This window comes from Peribacillus sp. NPDC097675 (assembly GCF_050277655.1).
In the GTDB taxonomy this organism is placed as follows: Bacteria; Bacillota; Bacilli; order Bacillales; family DSM-1321; genus Peribacillus.
Genome location: NZ_JBNNSK010000007.1, coordinates 180,160 through 197,584, shown reverse-complemented (window position 1 = coordinate 197,584; position 17,425 = coordinate 180,160). Strand labels below are relative to the sequence as shown.

Genomic DNA, 17,425 nt, shown 5'->3' with positions numbered 1-17,425 from the left:
ACTATGTCATTCTTAATCACTTTGCTCGGATTATTAGTTTCCATAATAGTGGCTACAATATTAAACACTAAATGGCCTCGTATTCCGCTCCCAATATATCAAATAGCCATGGGGGCAGTCATTTCATTTTTACCATTTCACTTATCTTTAGACTTTCATTCTGAATTATTTATGATTTGCATTATTGCTCCTCTTCTATTTACAGAAGGGAAAAACACATCTCGAAAAGAAATGCTTGAGCTGCGTAAGCCTATTCTGTTATTGGCTTTTGGGTTAGTATTCGTAACTGTTTTTGCAGGTGGTTTTTTTATCCACTGGTTACTTCCAGATATGCCTTTGGCCGTAGCGTTTGCATTAGCAGCCACCATAACTCCAACGGATGCCGTAGCGGTACAATCCATTACAAAAGGCTTGAAGTTGCCCGGTAATATGATGCCCATCCTTGAAGGAGAATCGCTTTTCAATGATGCAGCCGGAATCGTTGCTTTTAAAGTGGCTTTGGCAGCAGCATTAACTGGCGTATTTTCTATAAAAGATGCTTCGCTCAATTTTTTATTTGTGTCTTTGGGTGGGATTATTATAGGTCTCCTTCTGGGCTATCTAATCGTAAAATTGCGATTGTTCCTACGGGTCCATGGATTAGAAGGAATTTCTATGTCCATTGTCATTGAGTTGATTACACCATTTGTGATTTATATGGTTGCTGAAGAGTTTGATGTATCTGGCATTTTAGCAGTGGTTACCGCTGGTGTCATTCATGGCATTGAGCGGGATCGACTTCAGAGTTCCACAACCAAATTGCAAATCATATCTACGAATACATGGTCTGTATTAGGTTATCTTTTGAATGGTCTGGTATTTACTTTATTAGGATTCATGATACCGAGTGTATATGAGGAAATTGATTCCAATATGAATAGGGGAACTCTTTTTGGAATTAGCGTCTTGATTGTACTTTTATTATTGGTGATCCGTTTCATTTGGGTATACATTCTTCATGAGACTTTCACGAAAGTCAGAGTGAATCCATTGGAGCAATTTATCATGTCCAGGGTTCATCCTGAATATAACAACGCCATGGACGATGTGAATGTGTCGAAATCGCGATATGCCCTTTTGACATCAGTTTGTGGCATTCATGGAACCATCACTTTAGCTACCGCCTTATCCATACCAACTTTAATGCCGGATGACACGAAGTTCCCGATGCGTAATACAGTCTTATTTATCGCGGCAACTGTAATTTTATTAAGCGTCTTTTTGGCTACATTACTTTTACCGATATTAATAAAGAAGCCAACTGAATCTGATGATGAACGACTTACTACTGAAGAAGCTTATAAAATTGTGTTAAATAAGACCATCCAACTGTTGAGTAAAGAGGAAACCTTAGATAATCAGAAAGCGATTCATCAAGTAATGGAAGATTTAAATGAACAATTGATAGATTTGGAACGTGGAATAACGAAAAGGCCGGATCATCGGACCATACAGGATTTGATGAAGCTGGGGACCAACAAGGAAATGGAAGTCGTTTCTGAGCTAGTTCAAAAAGAGGCTATCTCTGAAACAACTTATGAGCTGTATAAGGTGTATATTTCAAGAACGTTAAACTATATGCAAAAATCACCTTTTAAAAGAGCGTGGATTAATTGGAAGACCATCTTTATCAAAAATAAGATTAATGTCAAATGGGATAAAAGATGGGAAACGAAATTAGAGAACTCTATTAATAAAAACGCGGACCTGATCCGGGAGTTCCGTAAAGCACAAAATAAAGCACAAAAAGAAGCGATGCTATTAATCCAACAACAAACTACTCCAGAAAACCGTCATGAAGTCATGCTGGTCATTCAAAGATATAATAATTATTTGAATCCATTTGGCACATTAAGCGAAAAAGAAGTGAATCGTTACGAAGAAATGGTCAGTCGCTTCCAATTGAATGCGATGCAGATCGAACGTGATATCATTCAGCAAATGGTTGAAGAGAATCAAATATCCAATAAAACAGCAACGGAGCTTAGACAAAACTTAGTGTATGATGAAATGCTCATGATCCAAGGTCAGTAAAAATGATTCCCATATGTGTGTCGGTCCTTTGTAGGTTCCTGGTATTTCCTCTATTTATGCGTAAAGCAAGAAGAAAAGGACATAATAGAAGGGCTATATACGAGTGTTAGACGAGTATATGACAGATGTCATATGAGTTCATTGACGTTTATGACTACAGTTGGTTGAAGATTGTAACTATAATTGAAATATAGAAAAGAAACCATTCATCACGACTATATAGAAGTTAATCCATTATATTAAACCAAAGAAATCGATAACTCCATTTTTTCTATATTTCAAGGAGGAAACTATGAGCAAACACAATCAAAAGCAGTTAAGAAAAGAAGTTGCGCCTTTTGAAAAGTCTAATATGACAACTAGTGTGAAACAGATTATCAATACATTTCCACCATTTTTTATACTCTGGTTTTTAGCATATCAGAGTTTAAGCATTTCCTATTGGCTGACACTGGCATTCGCCATTCTTTCCTCAGGGTTCGTCATCAGGATTTTCATCATTTTCCATGATTGCTGTCATTCCTCATTTTTCAAAAGCAAAAAGGCGAATAATATCCTAGGCACGATTAGTGGGATTGTCACTTTATTTCCTTATGAACAATGGAAGCACAGTCACTCGATTCACCATGCAACAAGTAGTAATCTAAACAAACGTGGCACAGGCGACATTTGGGTCATGACCGTTGATGAGTATGTTGCCGCTTCATTCTGGGGACGTCTTGCTTACCGACTATACCGGAATCCGATTGTCATGTTTGGCTTAGGACCGTTTTATCTATTCCTTGTAACCAACCGTTTAAATGTAAAAGGTGCGAGGAAAAAAGAACGTATGAATACGCATCTCACTAATGCGGCTATCGTATTGATTTATGGCCTTTTATGCTGGGCCATTGGATGGCAGGCATTCCTCATGATACAATTGCCTATCCTATTTGTATCGGGTTCGCTGGGCATTTGGTTGTTCTATGTGCAACATCAATTCGAAGATTCTTATTTCGAAGAAGAATCCGAATGGGATTATGTGAAGGCAGCAATAGATGGAAGTTCTTATTATAAACTTCCAAAGGTATTACAATGGGTAACCGGTAACATTGGTTTCCATCACGTGCATCATTTAAGCCCTAGAGTGCCGAATTATAATCTGGAGAAAGTCCATGATTCCACATTGCCTTTACAACAGGCAACGACGATCACGCTTGGCTCAAGCTTAAAATCGCTTCGCTTCCGCTTATATGACGGGGAAAATAAAACATTTGTAAGCTTTAAAGAGATTAAGGACCGTTTGAGTAATGTAAAGTCTAACGTTGAAATGAATGTTAAACGACCAAGCTTACAAGAGAAATAAATATCTGTACAAAACCATTCAATTTCGATTGAATGGTTTTTTGATAAAACTTCGTAGTATATACTAGGGGTAAAAGAAACAGAGGGACGCTATGCAAAGTTGGTATCATATTTTCCCGAAGAATACTGGGCTAAGTCCATATGTCTGGATTATTTTTTGTATTCTTCCTTTTTATTTCATATTTAAATCATCCTCGATGCTGGAAATCATCTTTGGCATCATCATGATTATTTTATTTTTCATCTCCTACGGTTTATCCTTCGCATCAAAGGGATGGCCCGTATATGTTTGGACAGGGATACAGATTGCCATATCCATATCGATGACCATATTCTTCGGTTTCATTTATTTTTCTCTTTTTCTAGCGTTCTTCATTGGGAACGTTCAAAATAAGGTGGGTTTTTTCGTATTATATTCGGTACAGCTATTGGCTACTATCGTTTCTGTTAATATCGGTTTTATTCTGAAAGACCCCATTTTCTTTTCACAGTTTCCGTTCATGCTCATTTGTATAGTGGGCGTGATTCTACTCCCGTTCAATACGTATAATCGAAATAAAAGGGATAAACTTGAAGAACAGCTTGAAGATGCCCATAAACAAATTTCGGAACTCGGAAAGATTGAGGAACGGCAGCGTATTGCTCGGGATTTACACGATACATTGGGGCAGAAGCTTTCACTGATTGGATTGAAAAGTGACCTTGCTGGGAAGTTGATTGATTTGAAACCAGAGTCGGCTAAGAAAGAAATCAAGGATATCCGACAAACAGCGAGGACGGCATTAAAAGAAGTAAGGGAAATGGTATCGGAAATGCGTGGGGCGAAGCTTAGCGACGAAGTCATTCGGGTTAAACAGATTTTGAAAGCCGCAGAGATAGACTTTGAGTTGGATGGTTCTACGGATTTACTAGCTACTCCCTTATTTGTCGAAACGGTTTTGAGCATGTGCATAAAAGAAGCCGTGACTAATATCGTGAAGCATAGTCAGGCTACACTATGTAAGATTTCCATTGAAGAATTGAAGACGGGCGTAACGATTAAAGTCGAAGATAATGGGGTGGGTCTTACTCAAACCTCAGACTTTTATAAAGGAAATGGACTTCAAGGAATGAAAGAAAGATTGGAATTTGTGAATGGGAGCCTGGAAATAGATTCGAGCGATGGCACCATCGTATATATAAGGGTACCGAATGCAATAAAAATTAATGAATAGGTGGGATTAATATGATTCGAGTCGTGATTGCTGAAGACCAGCGAATGTTGCTTGGCGCACTTGGGTCCATCCTCGATTTAGAAGAGGATATGGAGGTAGTCGGAAAAGCAAGCAATGGGGAAGAAGCAATAAATCTCGTAAACCAACTCCACCCTGACATTTGTATAACAGATATAGAAATGCCAGTAAAAACCGGGTTAGATGTGGCGGAGGAGATTAAGAACAAAGGAATCCAATGCAAAGTGATCATTTTAACAACATTTGCACGCCCCGGATATTTTGAAAGAGCCAGGAAGGCCGAAGTAGGTGGGTACCTATTGAAAGATAGTCCGAGTGAGGAATTGGCCAACTCCATTCGCATCATTATGGATGGAAGGCGCATATATGCCCCGGAACTTGTCGATATGGCTTTCGAAGAAGAAAACCCGTTGACGGAAAGAGAAACCCAAGTGCTCGGTTTGATAGCAGATGGTAAAAATACAAAGGAAATTGCCCATCAGCTTTTTCTAACCAATGGAACGGTCCGCAACTATATATCAGTCATTCTCGATAAACTCGATGTCAGCAATCGTGTGGAAGCCATTGTTCGGTTTAAGGAAAAAGGCTGGTCTAAAGATTAAATAGGATAGGCCAGGGGGCTTATCCTATTTTTTATACAATCAGCAACTACTACATAAAACATATGATTATGGTATATTGGTTTTTATTACATTAGATGAGTAAAGGGGGACGATGGGTGTGGAAAAAGCAATATTTGCTGGTGGTTGTTTTTGGTGCATGGTTACACCATTTGATGAACTGCCAGGTATAGAAGGCATCATTTCGGGTTATTCAGGTGGACAGGTTGAAAACCCTACCTATGAGGAGTTGAAAACGGGGACTACGGGGCATTATGAAGTGGTTGAAATTACGTTCGACCCTCAAGTTTTTGCCTATGAGAAATTGCTTGAATTATATTGGCAGCAAATTGATCCAACCGATGATGGAGGACAATTCCATGACAGAGGAAGTCAATATCGGACGGCCATTTTCTACCATAATGAGACACAGCACCAATTGGCTCTTGAATCCAGAGAGCGCCTAAGTGCCAGCGGGATATTCAAGAAGCCGATCGTTACGGAAATCCTCCCGGCCCAAACTTTTTATCCTGCAGAGGAATATCATCAAGACTATCATAAGAAAAACAAAAAACATTATAAAGAGGACCGTGAGAAATCCGGTCGTGATGAATTTATCAGTCAAAATTGGGCGGGTAAATAATCCAGCGTGATTCTCAAACCTCTTGAGTCAATGAAAGCAGCCCTTTTCTAGAATGGCTGTTTTTCTTTTTACTTTTCAATGGGAATCGTCCATTTCTCATGATATTTTCATATTTCTTCAGTACACTAAGATTTAGGTGGTGTTGGATGATGAATAAACGAATTTTGATTATAGAAGATGAAGAGAAAATTGCAAGGGTGCTAACGTTGGAGCTTAACCATGAAGGATATCAAACTGAATCGGCGTTTACCGGAAAAACAGGACTCGAGAGGGCGGAAGCACAAGACTGGGATTTGATTTTACTAGATGTGATGCTCCCTGAGTTAAATGGGATCGAAGTATTAAGGCGGTTCAGGAAAAAGAACAGTCAAACTCCGGTCATCCTTCTGACGGCAAGGGATGCGGTACCAGATAAGGTGAACGGACTTGATCATGGCGCGAATGATTATGTAACCAAGCCATTTGAAATTGAGGAACTGCTGGCGAGGATACGTGCATGCTTTCGGAGCCAAACTGGTGGTGGCATTAAAGCTACGAAAGAGGATGTTCTAACGATTCACGATTTGCAATTGGAACTGGGTACAAGAGATATCCGGCGTGCTGGTATGCGGATTGAGCTGACTTCCCGTGAATTTGATTTGCTGGTTTATCTAATGGAAAATAAAAATCAGGTTTTGTCACGAGACCAGATCATCTCCCATGTATGGGGATATGATTTTTCCGGAGATACGAATGTGGTGGATGTGTATATCCGATATTTACGAAAAAAAATCGACTATCCTTATGATGTGCCTCTCATTCATACGTATCGCGGTGTGGGGTATAGCCTGAAGGAGCCGCAATGAAAATTCGGACAAAAATACAATGGTATTCGAGCTTATTTCTGACCATTATGCTGATCTTGCTAAGTGTATTCGTCCTGAGCGCTTTTCTATGGATTTCGATAGAGCGGGAACAGGATATGCTCGAAAATCAGGCTCAGCTCATAGAAGAAAATGTCCAGGAGAAAGATTTATTAGCTGGGGATTCAAAGGTGATTGAACCCTATACGCCGGATGATGGGATGGTGCGGATATTCCAATCAAATGGTTCTCTGGTCAATCGCTTCGTTGATGAGGATGGACTTGAAGAGCTAGGGGTGAAATCATTTACCGATAAAGGATATACCTTTGCAAAAGTGGATGGAGAGTACGTATTGACCTACCGTGCGCCCTATCCGGAAAAAGGTACCCTGATCGGGATGATAGAGGTCACCCAGACACAGGACGCGCTCTTTGAACAGTTATCCTTGCTGGCACTTGTGCTTATTGGTTCTTCGCTATTTGTCATTCTATTATCGGTTATTGCCGGCAAGTGGCTGGCTAACCTTATTCTTAAACCGATATCCATCATGAGCCGAACCATGTCGGATATCGAAGAAAGTGGGGATTTCAAAGAGATTCCGCTGCCGGAGAAATCAAAGGATGAGCTACAGGTGATGGGTGTTGCCTTTAACAGGATGATCGGTAGGCTCGAACGGAACTTTGATCAGCAGCAGCAATTTCTGTCGGATGCCTCCCATGAATTAAAGACTCCGATAACCGTGATAGAAAGCTATGCTTCCCTTTTAAAACGTTGGGGCTTGAAGGATGAGGCGATTCTAGAAGAGGGGATTGAGGCCATTCACCATGAAGCCCTACGGATGAAACAGTTGACGGGACATCTGTTGAAGGCGGCTTCCCAGGCAGAATCCCCGGCCGACGTGAGCGAAGAATTCGAATTGATTTCATTCTGTGAGCAGATTGCCCAAACGTTTAGACGGACTACGGAACGCGAAGTGAATATCACGTCCGACCGTCCGACCATCCATGTTGAGACGGTTTCAAGCCAGCTTGAACAAGTGCTTGTTATTTTATTGGACAATGCAATGAAATATAGTGACTCTGCCATTCATATTTTCATACATGAGAAGGATAGCAGACTATTGATTGATGTCCAGGACCAGGGCGTTGGCATTTCGGAAGAGCATTTGCCTCACGTGTTTGAGCGTTTTTATCGGGTGGATTCTTCAAGGACAAGGAAAACGGGGGGCAATGGACTCGGGCTCTCGATTGCTCGCTCCCTCGTTGAGTCCCTGGGTGGCCAATTAGATATTCAAAGTGAATTGAAGACGGGAACAACCGTCACGATTAATCTTTCTCATCAAATTCTAATCTAGCATTCATGTGGGCCTCATGGAGACTGGTTATCCTTAAGGTAACAACTTAAAGGAGGAACCCATTCATGAAAAAGACATGGAGCAATTTGAAAGAAAACATCATTAAAAGGAAAAAGTTGATTATTACGGTTTCGGCGGCAGCCGTTTTACTATTCGGGGGTGTGGCCGGAACGGCAGTGTATGCTATCAACCAGGGGACGCTTTCTGAGAAAGAGGCCATTAAATTGATTTCGGGAGAACTTGGTGGAGAGGTTGTCCAAGTCGAAAAGGAGTGGGACGAATATCCAGTCACCTATGACATGACCGTTAAAACCGAAGAAGGATATCACGAAGTAGAAGTCGACGCAAAAGATGGAAAGGTTCTTTCTCAAGAGAGAGACGATGATCAAGATGAAGACGCGTTAATCCAGGAAGCTTTGAAGACGGCAAAAATCAGCATGGAAGAAGCTGAAAAGATTGCATTGAAACAGGTTGAAGGACAAATAACCGACCTAGAAGCGGATATGGAAAACGGTAGCCTTATTTATGAAGTAGAGATTAAACAAGGCCCAAAGGAATATGATGTGGACATTGATGCGAATACGGGTAAAGTACTAAAAATGGAAATGGATGATTAACTGATTCGAAGTTTTTTTCAAACCGTTGTGTGCAGTAGGAGCTTAATCAAGAATGTAGGTTGACTGATATATTTTTACCCCCGTTTACAACGAAACGGGGGTATTTTCATTTTTCTTCAAGGTCTTCGAAGTATTTCCGATTATAGAGAATAGCTGGGTGATTAGGTAAGAATTCAGCGGCTAACTCATTATGCTTGTTAGCTTCACTTCGTTTTCCAAGTCGGTCATAGCATAAGCAAAGTTGTAAATGGGGCAGCCATGTATAGCTGCTACGATCAATAAAGGGACTTTTGGTTTCGGGAAGGTCAACTTGTGTCGCTAATTTGTACCAGAAAGCTGCACGTTCGTAATCATGCCGTTGTAGATAAATAGAACCAAGCCGGCAGCAATTTTCCCCTCTGGGTGTATCATATTCAAATGATTTTAAGCAACTCCGGATTGCCGGCAGCCATTCTTTGGTCTGAATGAGACAATCGGACATCTTACCGCATGCTTGAATATTATCTTCGCTCCAACCCTTTCCCTCATCCAGAAATTTTTGATACCATTCAATGGCTTTTTCATGGAGGCCGTGGTCCTTGCATTCATTTGCAAAATAATACTTATCGCGTGGACTGAAAGGTTGCCCTGATTCCAGTGCCTTTTCGTATATCCTCAGATTTCGATCACTATGGATTTTTCCCTTTTTATGAACAATGGCTATATCGGATTGAAAAATGTTACCCCAAACCTCGAGGTATTCGTGAACGAACCCAATCCACCTGAAATTCTTTTCCCGTTTTACGATCCGGTTTCGACGGGAGCTAAAGCTCGGGTTTCCACGTTCATCAAATGATAGATGATAAGACATCATGACCGAATCAACATCAGTCGGAAGTGTTTTTTTGAGTGTTAAAATTTTTTGCTTATTCTCTAGTGTTACTATGTCATCTGCATCAAGCCAGAGAATATAGTCTTTTGTCGCCTTGGAAAAAGCGAAATTCCTCGCTGCAGCAAAATCATCAATCCATTCAAAATCATACACATAATCTGTGAAAGTAGTGGCAATTTGCTTCGTTTTGTCTGTAGAACCTGTATCGATAATGATGATTTCATCGGCGACTTCACCTACAGAAGTAAGACAGGCAGCCAGCGTATCTTCTTCGTTCTTTACGATCATACAAAGACTAATTGAAATGTTAGCCATTTTTTCACCCCCCTTAACAGCATATTAGCTATTACTCATATGGGTGTTGTAAGGGAAGGAAAAAGGGCGCTAGTTTTATTGATCTGCTATGTCAGGGAAAGTCATCCCCAATCTATCCACAAAACTTACAAGTGACCATGGTTTTATAGAGCAATGTGTATAAAATTCCGTCATAAAATTTTAAAAAGGTAAAAGTGAAAACAGGATTTGTGGATAAGTGCGTTATCTGGTAGACAATTATTGTGGATAAGCAGGAATTGTGGATAACCAAATCGGAATCTGAGAGGTTTTTCCACAAACCATCCACAAATTGTGTTTGGCATGTTTGAAAAGAGTGGATAACAGCTATTAATTTTTCATGAATTTATTTTTGTAATGGCTTAATGTCAATAAGGGGTATAGATATCGATAACTATGATAATGAATGTACAAGAAGTTGGCCATCGCCTGACCAGCAGGATAATCATTGGTCCAGCAATCATTTGGCCCTTCGCGAACGAGATAGGAAATCCCCTTTTTAATCTCAGGAGTGGGTTCCTCTGATGTCGCTATCAGGGCATCCACTGCCCAGGCCGTATGGGTCAGCGTACTGGTGCCAAGTGGAACATACTTTTCCCGAATGTCGCTATAGCAGGACTCGCCCCAACCGCCGTCTTTATTTTGGATTTTTTTTAACCAGCCAATGGATTGTTTAATGGCCGGATGGTCTGAAGAATGCCCAGCTGCCTTTAATCCTGTCAGTGCAGACCAGGTCCCGTAAAGATAGCAAATTCCCCATCGGCCATACCAGGACCCATCCGGTTCTTGATTATCCAAGAGCCAATTGACGGCTTTTTTACTGATTTTTTCAGGTTTCTTCAGATTGGCATAGTTCCCTAAAAATTCGAGTGCTCTCCCTGTCAAATCGGGTGTCGAGGGATCCGTTAAGAGGTATTTGGATCCTTCGAAAGGAACAAAGTGCAACCACTTATGATCGTTATTCCGTTCGAATGAAGGAAATCCTCCATCGTCATTTTGCATGGAAATCATGAAAGCAACCCCACGTTGCCAACTGTCTTGATTCGTCGGATTATGCTTTAGTTCACTTGCTAATGCTCTTAATGAAGCACTCGTATCATCTACATCAGGGTTCATGGTATTCAAATCGGAAAACCCCCAGCCGCCAGGAACGGCCTTTGGATTATGAATCCGCCAATCCCCGAATATGTGATGCTGACGGGTTAGCAAATATTGATTGGCAGCCTTCACCGTTTGATCTTTTGAAGGCAGTCCCGCTTCCTGTAATGCGTAGCTAATTAAAGAGGTATTCCATACATGTGGGGTCGTGAACTGGATATGAGTATGGCCATCGATGGTGCAGGCCATCTCTTTCAACCCAGCAACAGCTTTTAGAATCACAGGGTCTTTTTTCGAGTAGCCGACTGAGAGCAAGGCAAAAATCATGAAAAAAGTGGAGCCAAAATAATTGTAGAGCGTTCCATCTGGTTCAAGCCGGTCAATCATATAGCGTTTTGTAGACTCAAGGGCTAAAGAATGCAGGTAATCAGGAAAACCAATCAAGGATTTGACAGCATTCTGTACGGTAGAAAAGAAGGAGCGGTATTCCTCGTTTCGGTACTCTTCCCATACGTGTTCCTTCGAACGTTCCTCCCGTGTGTGATATAAATCTTTTAGGTTCGGTGTGATAGGGGATTTGATTTGAAATTTTTTATGGCCAAGTAGAAGTAGGGGAATCATGTTGACCCGTCCGAAAACGGAGAGATCATATATATTAATGGGAGAAGTGGGTGGTAATAATATAACTTCGAGAGGCAGCGGGAATATGAGAGGCCACTTGTATTGTCCGGTGACGGTCAGCATCATTTTCGTTAACATTTTTGCCTGCTTGATTCCGCCATGAGCAAGAATGAATTGTTTCGCCTTTTTGATATGTGGATCTTGTTTTTTACAGAGGCCGCTATAGAGAAGTCCATAATAAGCCTCGATGGTGACGGAAAGATTGCCATCTTTTTCGTCTTGGAATAGTTTCCAAGACCCATTTTCCGTTTGTTTGCTTTCGATCCTCTTTACTAAAGCTTCTATAAGCGGTTCGTCTTCTATTTGAAGTACTTTTAGTAATATAATCATATAGGCATCAGCCGTAATCCCTGTATCAAAAGGATAATCCCATGATCCATCTGGTGACTGGTTTTGTTTCAGACGGTGAACTAGACGGTTGATTTCCATATATACTTGCTCGCTCAAAGGCCTTCCCCCTTTCAAATCATCCATTTACATATCTATTCAGCAATCCAAGAAGCATTCCAAAAGAAAATAAAACACGCTTGAGCATTAAGTGCTCAAGCGTGTTAGGAATAGGTTCACGTTATTTAACCGGTAAGGAGGATTGTTTCATATAGCGGTAAACCGGAAGCTCATTCCCTTTGATAGCTGGGATGAAGTTAAAGGTCACGTAACTGTCTATGCCTTCGGGTTCAAGGGCCAGGGAGATGAAGTTGGCATCAGGCTGGGCCATGCTGAATACATAGCTACCTTTTGAAAAGCTTTGTTGTTTCGTCGAAACAGATGTTGTCACTTCTCTTGTAGCATGGCCATTTTCAAGTTCTTCAGAAACTTTCATGTCCGTGACTTGGTAGCTTTCCACCGGTACGGTGACAGATTTCTTTAGTTGGTTCACCTGAACTCCCAATCGTTCCAGTTTTTTTGCTACATCTTTATACTCGGCAGGTAGGATATATGCCGTTGGACGATTTCTAACAAGAGTAGGGTAGGCCTCGGTTGAATCAAGCCAGTCGATGGGGGTATCCACCTTTTTTGCTTTAGCTAGGTCGATGACCGTTAGTTTCCGGTCTTTGAAGTGTTTATTTTCACTTTTGATGACAATTTTATCATGGTCATTGGCCCTTTCCCCTTTTCTTACGACTTCGTTTTCAGATTGCTGCACCACTTTTTTCACTTTGGTTGCCTGATCGGCTGTTGCTTTAATAAAGGCGGCCTGAGCTGTAGCTTGAGCAAAAACGCGTCGTTTGAAATCTGTTCGGCCTATATTGATTCCTCTTGTTTCTATTAAATAGGACATCGTATTTTTTAACCCTAGGGCGTTGCGTCCAATCCGTGCTTCCGTGCTTCCTTCGGTGGCAGTCAGAACCCCGTCTTCAGAGGTGGCGAGCGTATAGTAGTCATGATAGGAGAGATTTTCTTTTTTCAATGTCTTAAAGACCTTCGGCAAGAGCAATTCATCGGAAGCTTTTCGTAATGTCTGCGGTATATTTAAATTCTTGGCTGAAGAGATGAGCAAGTCATAGGAAGCAATTGATCCACTTGTGCCGACATTTTTAAGTGGGGCGGGATTGACCGTGTACTCATGTACATCAAGAATGACCTCTGGTTCGTAATCGTTAATGGCTCGATGGATTGCCTGCACTTCAGGATGTTCCACTTTTAAATAGTCACGGTTGGCGTCCAGATTTTCGGCAGTAGTTCGTTTAAAGTTATAGGATCCATCCGGATTGACGCGTGGGACAATGGCAATATTCACTTTATCGAGGACATTGCCTAGCTTACCTTCAGCAAGCCATTGGGCAATCACCAATGTGGATTCTCCTGCAGCAGGTTCATTGCCATGTATTTGCCCCTGTATCCAAATCAGTGGTTTTTTTGAATGCTTTTGCACTTTTTTTGTATCCTTACTGAACAGAAGCATGGGAATATCGCGACCTTCTGTTGATTGACCAATCGTTTTCAATTGAATGTTTTTATTTTTATGGGACAAGGTATTGATGAATGTTTTCATTTCTTCTTGGCTTGTAAAAGCGAGTCTGTCTTGTTGGAAGGCCGGTGTGTTGAATGAAGTATTCGGGACAGGAAAGAGGTAGGAGAGATTATCAGGCTGAATATAGCTGGGACCAGTCCCATAATAAGGGGTGAATTCTTCTCCCTGGACAACGGAGCTAGGGCTCAACAACCCAGCGGCAAGGCTAAGAGAAACGATAGAAACAATGGCAGGTGTACTTTTTTTCACAGACATCCCTCCTAAAATAAGTTACTTTCCATAAATTATCATAAAGTGTAAAGGAAAAATAGTAATAAATTATAAAATGGTAATAAATAGTAATATTAACCTATTGGTTCAAAAGAACAGCATGATCGGAAGTATGAGCCTGTTATCATGGACATAAAAGTCCTAAACCCATTTTATTCTATTAGTTTGTTTTGCAACTGTTTAAAAAGGTCATGTGGATCCTCTCCGACTAGCACTTGTCCATTTACCTTGGCATAAGGAGATTTCCTGCAAAGTGCACATTCACTTAAACATTCATATTCTTTATAGTGGACGCGGGGATTGGCTAAAAATTGACCATAAATCGCTAAAGTTTGTTCATCAAGGAAACGATCAATATTATTTTGGCAAAATTCAATTTGTAGACTCTCTTTTTTAGTGAAGAGTTTTGAAAGAAAAGTTTTCATTATATCGCTACTTTCGTTAAAAGAGTAAATATATGTTATTTTCATTTTATCATTGGCGAAGTAAGTTGCATAGTTGGAGATATATGTACTTGTTATAGCCGAATAAGAATTTGATTTATGGAGTTGACAGATATCTAGGAACTGATAGAATGAAATGGTAACAATGATAATGAATCTCATTATCAGAAGAAGACAAACAACCAACGGAATTGTTTGTCATGTGTAGGCGAAATAAGGATATATTTATGCGATTTTTATACATATATTTTCAATAATCATATATCGCTGTAATTTTACTGAGATAGGAAGAGTAGGAAACGTAGATGAAGATTAGATATTTAGTTCTTATGTTAATTGTTTTATCCTTCACTTCCTTATTTATCGGTGTTAAGGATATTACACCTTTGGATTTATTGGATTTAAGTGATGATAAAGTACAAATTATGTTGCAAAGTCGGTTACCTAGAATGGTAACCATAATCATTGCTGGTGTCGTAATGAGCATCAGTGGCTTAATCATGCAGCAACTGAGCAGAAATAAGTTTGTGTCACCCACGACTGCCGGTACGATGGATTCAGCAAGGTTAGGTCTTCTTCTTGCTTTGATCATTTTTCCATCTGCAGCCCTTATAGAGAAAATGGTGTTTGCTTTCATATTTGCCTTGGTAGGTACCTTTTTATTCATGAAAATACTTGATCAAGTGAAGTATAAGGATACTATTTTCATTCCATTGGTAGGATTAATGTTCGGTAATATCGTTGGATCCATTTCAACATTCTTTGCCTATAAGTATGATTTAATCCAAAGTCTCAATACTTGGATGAATGGGGATTTCTCGATGATCATGTCGGGAAGGTATGAACTGATTTATGCGAGTATCCCATTAGTCATCCTCGCCTACTTCTTTGCTAATAAATTCACGGTGGCAGGAATGGGGGAGGAGTTCGCAATCAATCTTGGCCTCAATTACAAACTAGTAGTGAATTTTGGGCTGATCATCGTGGCGTTATCCTCCACTGTCGTTTTATTAACTGTGGGAACGATTCCTTTTATAGGATTGATTGTACCTAATATCGTTTCGTTATACCTTGGTGATAACTTGAAGAAGAGTCTTTCTCATACAGCATTGCTAGGGGCTGTGTTCCTATTGATTTGCGATATTTTAGGCCGCATCATCATCTATCCATTTGAAATTCCGATTGGTCTTGTGGTGGGTGTAATAGGAAGCGCCATATTTATCTATTTGATAATGAGGAGAAAGGCATATGAATAATAAAAGGAAGATCATACTATTAGCGGTGCTTGCCGCTGCTTTAACAGCATTTTATATTTTTTGGGATTTAGGACCGAACTGGGATTATTCGCTTCCAAGGCGGGTTCTGAAAATTATTGCCATCATTGTAGTGGGCTGTGCGATTGCCTTCGCTACCGTTATATTCCAGACCGTGACCAATAATAAAATATTAACACCAAGTATCTTAGGGTTAGATTCAATGTATATGCTCATTCAAACCGCGGTTATTTTTTTACTTGGCTCCTCCCATATCTTGATTGTAAATAAAAATCTCAATTTCCTGGTCACTTTGGCCATTATGCTCATATTCGCCAGTTTGCTGTTCAAATTCATGTTCAAGAAGAATAGAAATATCTATTTCCTTCTGCTCATCGGAATCATCTTTGGAACGTTATTCGGGAGCTTGTCATCATTCATGCAGGTGTTGATCGATCCGAATGAGTTTCAAATTATACAGAACAAGATGTTCGCAAGTTTTAATAACGTCAATACGGATCTTTTAATCCTGGCGATTGTGCTCATGTTAGCGGCCATCATTTATTTCTCTAGACTTATGAAATATTTAGATGTCATGTCCCTAGGGAGGGATCAGGCCATCAATTTGGGTGTGGATTATGATTATGTGACCAAACGGGTATTAATCATCGTTACAATTCTAATTTCGATTTCAACGGCCCTTATAGGCCCCATCACGTTCCTTGGGTTGCTGGTGGCCAATGTCGCTTATCAATTCGTCAATTCCTATCAGCATAAGATTATCCTTCCGGCAGCAATGTTGATCAGTGTGATTGCCTTGGTCGGCGGACAATTCATTGTTGAGAGAATCTTCACGTTCTCGACTACTTTAAGTGTCATTATCAACTTTATCGGCGGTGTATATTTCATCTATCTTCTATTAAAGGAGAATAAATCATGGTAGAAGTAAAAAAATTATTCAAAAGATATAATAATAAAACGGTTGTTGAGGATGTCTCCCTTCAAATCGAAAAAGGGAAGATCACTTCTTTCATTGGTCCGAATGGTGCAGGGAAGAGTACTGTCCTTTCCATGATCAGTAGGCTCATTTCAAAAGATTCTGGTGATGTTTTAATTGATGGGCAAGATATGAACAAGTTCAAAAGTAATGAACTTGCAAAAAAAATTGCCATCCTAAAGCAGGCCAACCACATTAACATCCGATTAACCATTCGTGAACTCGTTGCTTTTGGCCGGTTTCCTTATTCACAAGGGAAATTAACAAAAGAAGATTGGAAATATGTCGATGAAGCGATTGAATATATGGAACTTGCCGATATGCAGGATAAGTTTCTAGACCAGCTTAGTGGTGGTCAGCAACAACGGGCCTTCATTGCGATGGTCATTGCACAAAACACCGAGTATGTGCTTCTGGATGAGCCCTTGAACAATTTGGATATGAAGCATTCCGTCCAAATCATGAAGGTCTTAAGAAGATTGGCTGATGAATTAGGCAAAACAGTCATTATCGTTATCCATGATATTAATTTTGCCTCTTGTTATTCCGATTATATTGTTGCACTGAAAGATGGGAAGGTCGTCCATAATGGACCCACCGAACAGGTCATCAATTCTAAAGTCCTAAAGGAAATATACGATATGGATATTGAAATTCAGAATATCAATGACAATAAGATTTGTGTGTACTTTACTTGATTTTAGTCTAGGTTATGTTGGTTTTAAATCATCTAGGATTCTAAGCTGAGCATACTTATTTTCACTATTGTTCAAGCTAATTTAAGTTGGCAGGCGCCCAG

Annotated in this window: 15 protein-coding genes; 11 read left to right on the top strand and 4 right to left on the bottom strand. The window is 40.2% G+C overall.

Going from position 1 to position 17,425, the window contains the following annotated elements; all coding sequences use genetic code 11:
• Positions 1-3: 3 nt before the first annotated feature.
• The 8 genes from ACQKL5_RS12325 (at position 4) to ACQKL5_RS12290 (ending at position 8,705) form a co-directional block, all read left to right on the top strand.
• Positions 4-2,073 carry a Na+/H+ antiporter gene (locus tag ACQKL5_RS12325; protein ID WP_427609078.1) on the top strand — a complete coding sequence of 690 codons (2,070 nt, stop codon included), beginning with the start codon at positions 4-6 and terminating at the stop codon, positions 2,071-2,073.
• Positions 2,074-2,365: 292 nt separating this feature from the next.
• The gene (locus ACQKL5_RS12320) at positions 2,366-3,418 is read left to right on the top strand and encodes a fatty acid desaturase (protein WP_427609075.1); all 1,053 of its coding nucleotides are present in this window, start codon (positions 2,366-2,368) and stop codon (positions 3,416-3,418) included.
• Positions 3,419-3,509: 91 nt separating this feature from the next.
• Complete coding sequence (locus tag ACQKL5_RS12315) at positions 3,510-4,631, top strand: sensor histidine kinase (protein WP_427609073.1); 1,122 nt, start codon at positions 3,510-3,512, stop codon at positions 4,629-4,631.
• 11 nt (positions 4,632-4,642) lie between these two features.
• Positions 4,643-5,251, top strand: a complete 609-nt coding sequence (locus ACQKL5_RS12310) for a response regulator (RefSeq protein ID WP_427609071.1) — start codon at positions 4,643-4,645, stop codon at positions 5,249-5,251.
• Between the two features lie 118 nt (positions 5,252-5,369).
• Positions 5,370-5,891, top strand: a complete 522-nt coding sequence (gene msrA, locus ACQKL5_RS12305) for a peptide-methionine (S)-S-oxide reductase MsrA (protein ID WP_427609070.1) — start codon at positions 5,370-5,372, stop codon at positions 5,889-5,891.
• Positions 5,892-6,040: 149 nt separating this feature from the next.
• The gene (locus ACQKL5_RS12300; RefSeq protein ID WP_427609069.1) at positions 6,041-6,736 is read left to right on the top strand and encodes a response regulator transcription factor; all 696 of its coding nucleotides are present in this window, start codon (positions 6,041-6,043) and stop codon (positions 6,734-6,736) included.
• A complete protein-coding gene (locus tag ACQKL5_RS12295) occupies positions 6,733-8,088 on the top strand; it encodes a sensor histidine kinase (protein ID WP_427609068.1) in 1,356 nt (451 codons plus the stop codon). The genes ACQKL5_RS12300 and ACQKL5_RS12295 overlap by 4 nt, the downstream gene beginning before the upstream one ends.
• Positions 8,089-8,153: 65 nt before the next feature.
• Positions 8,154-8,705, top strand: a complete 552-nt coding sequence (locus ACQKL5_RS12290; protein WP_427609067.1) for a PepSY domain-containing protein — start codon at positions 8,154-8,156, stop codon at positions 8,703-8,705.
• 106 nt (positions 8,706-8,811) lie between these two features.
• Here the strand turns inward: ACQKL5_RS12290 and ACQKL5_RS12285 are convergent, their stop codons facing one another.
• The 4 genes from ACQKL5_RS12285 to ACQKL5_RS12270 all read right to left on the bottom strand — a co-directional run bounded on the left by ACQKL5_RS12285 (position 8,812) and on the right by ACQKL5_RS12270 (position 14,358).
• Positions 8,812-9,891 carry a tetratricopeptide repeat-containing glycosyltransferase family 2 protein gene (locus ACQKL5_RS12285; protein ID WP_427609066.1) on the bottom strand — a complete coding sequence of 360 codons (1,080 nt, stop codon included), beginning with the start codon at positions 9,889-9,891 and terminating at the stop codon, positions 8,812-8,814.
• Between the two features lie 348 nt (positions 9,892-10,239).
• Entirely contained in the window at positions 10,240-12,135 is a 1,896-nt protein-coding gene (shc, locus tag ACQKL5_RS12280) for a squalene--hopene cyclase (RefSeq protein ID WP_427609065.1), read from the bottom strand.
• 121 nt (positions 12,136-12,256) lie between these two features.
• On the bottom strand, positions 12,257-13,912 hold the full coding sequence (locus ACQKL5_RS12275; protein WP_427609064.1) for a M14 family metallopeptidase: 1,656 nt from the start codon (positions 13,910-13,912) through the stop codon (positions 12,257-12,259).
• 173 nt (positions 13,913-14,085) lie between these two features.
• Entirely contained in the window at positions 14,086-14,358 is a 273-nt protein-coding gene (locus ACQKL5_RS12270; RefSeq protein ID WP_427609062.1) for a DUF1450 domain-containing protein, read from the bottom strand.
• A gap of 323 nt (positions 14,359-14,681) precedes the next feature.
• Here ACQKL5_RS12270 and ACQKL5_RS12265 point away from each other — a divergent pair, with 323 nt between their 5' ends.
• The 3 genes from ACQKL5_RS12265 to ACQKL5_RS12255 are packed head-to-tail and all read left to right on the top strand — an operon-like array spanning position 14,682 to position 17,324.
• Positions 14,682-15,632: an ABC transporter permease gene (locus tag ACQKL5_RS12265; protein WP_427609060.1), complete on the top strand. Its 951-nt coding sequence runs from the start codon at positions 14,682-14,684 to the stop codon at positions 15,630-15,632.
• On the top strand, positions 15,625-16,572 hold the full coding sequence (locus ACQKL5_RS12260; protein WP_427609058.1) for an iron chelate uptake ABC transporter family permease subunit: 948 nt from the start codon (positions 15,625-15,627) through the stop codon (positions 16,570-16,572). Before ACQKL5_RS12265 ends, ACQKL5_RS12260 begins: the two co-directional genes overlap by 8 nt.
• Positions 16,566-17,324 carry an ABC transporter ATP-binding protein gene (locus ACQKL5_RS12255; protein WP_427609056.1) on the top strand — a complete coding sequence of 253 codons (759 nt, stop codon included), beginning with the start codon at positions 16,566-16,568 and terminating at the stop codon, positions 17,322-17,324. The genes ACQKL5_RS12260 and ACQKL5_RS12255 overlap by 7 nt, the downstream gene beginning before the upstream one ends.
• Positions 17,325-17,425 lie beyond the last annotated feature (101 nt).

Coding starts and splice junctions, on each gene's coding strand:
- ACQKL5_RS12295 (WP_427609068.1), top strand. CDS start 6,733: ATGAAAATTCGGACAAAAATACAATGGTATTCGAGCTTATTTCTGACC.
- ACQKL5_RS12310 (WP_427609071.1), top strand. CDS start 4,643: ATGATTCGAGTCGTGATTGCTGAAGACCAGCGAATGTTGCTTGGCGCA.
- ACQKL5_RS12300 (WP_427609069.1), top strand. CDS start 6,041: ATGAATAAACGAATTTTGATTATAGAAGATGAAGAGAAAATTGCAAGG.
- ACQKL5_RS12260 (WP_427609058.1), top strand. CDS start 15,625: ATGAATAATAAAAGGAAGATCATACTATTAGCGGTGCTTGCCGCTGCT.
- ACQKL5_RS12290 (WP_427609067.1), top strand. CDS start 8,154: ATGAAAAAGACATGGAGCAATTTGAAAGAAAACATCATTAAAAGGAAA.
- ACQKL5_RS12270 (WP_427609062.1), bottom strand. CDS start 14,358: ATGAAAACTTTTCTTTCAAAACTCTTCACTAAAAAAGAGAGTCTACAA.
- ACQKL5_RS12285 (WP_427609066.1), bottom strand. CDS start 9,891: ATGGCTAACATTTCAATTAGTCTTTGTATGATCGTAAAGAACGAAGAA.
- ACQKL5_RS12265 (WP_427609060.1), top strand. CDS start 14,682: ATGAAGATTAGATATTTAGTTCTTATGTTAATTGTTTTATCCTTCACT.
- ACQKL5_RS12325 (WP_427609078.1), top strand. CDS start 4: ATGTCATTCTTAATCACTTTGCTCGGATTATTAGTTTCCATAATAGTG.
- ACQKL5_RS12315 (WP_427609073.1), top strand. CDS start 3,510: ATGCAAAGTTGGTATCATATTTTCCCGAAGAATACTGGGCTAAGTCCA.
- ACQKL5_RS12255 (WP_427609056.1), top strand. CDS start 16,566: ATGGTAGAAGTAAAAAAATTATTCAAAAGATATAATAATAAAACGGTT.
- ACQKL5_RS12320 (WP_427609075.1), top strand. CDS start 2,366: ATGAGCAAACACAATCAAAAGCAGTTAAGAAAAGAAGTTGCGCCTTTT.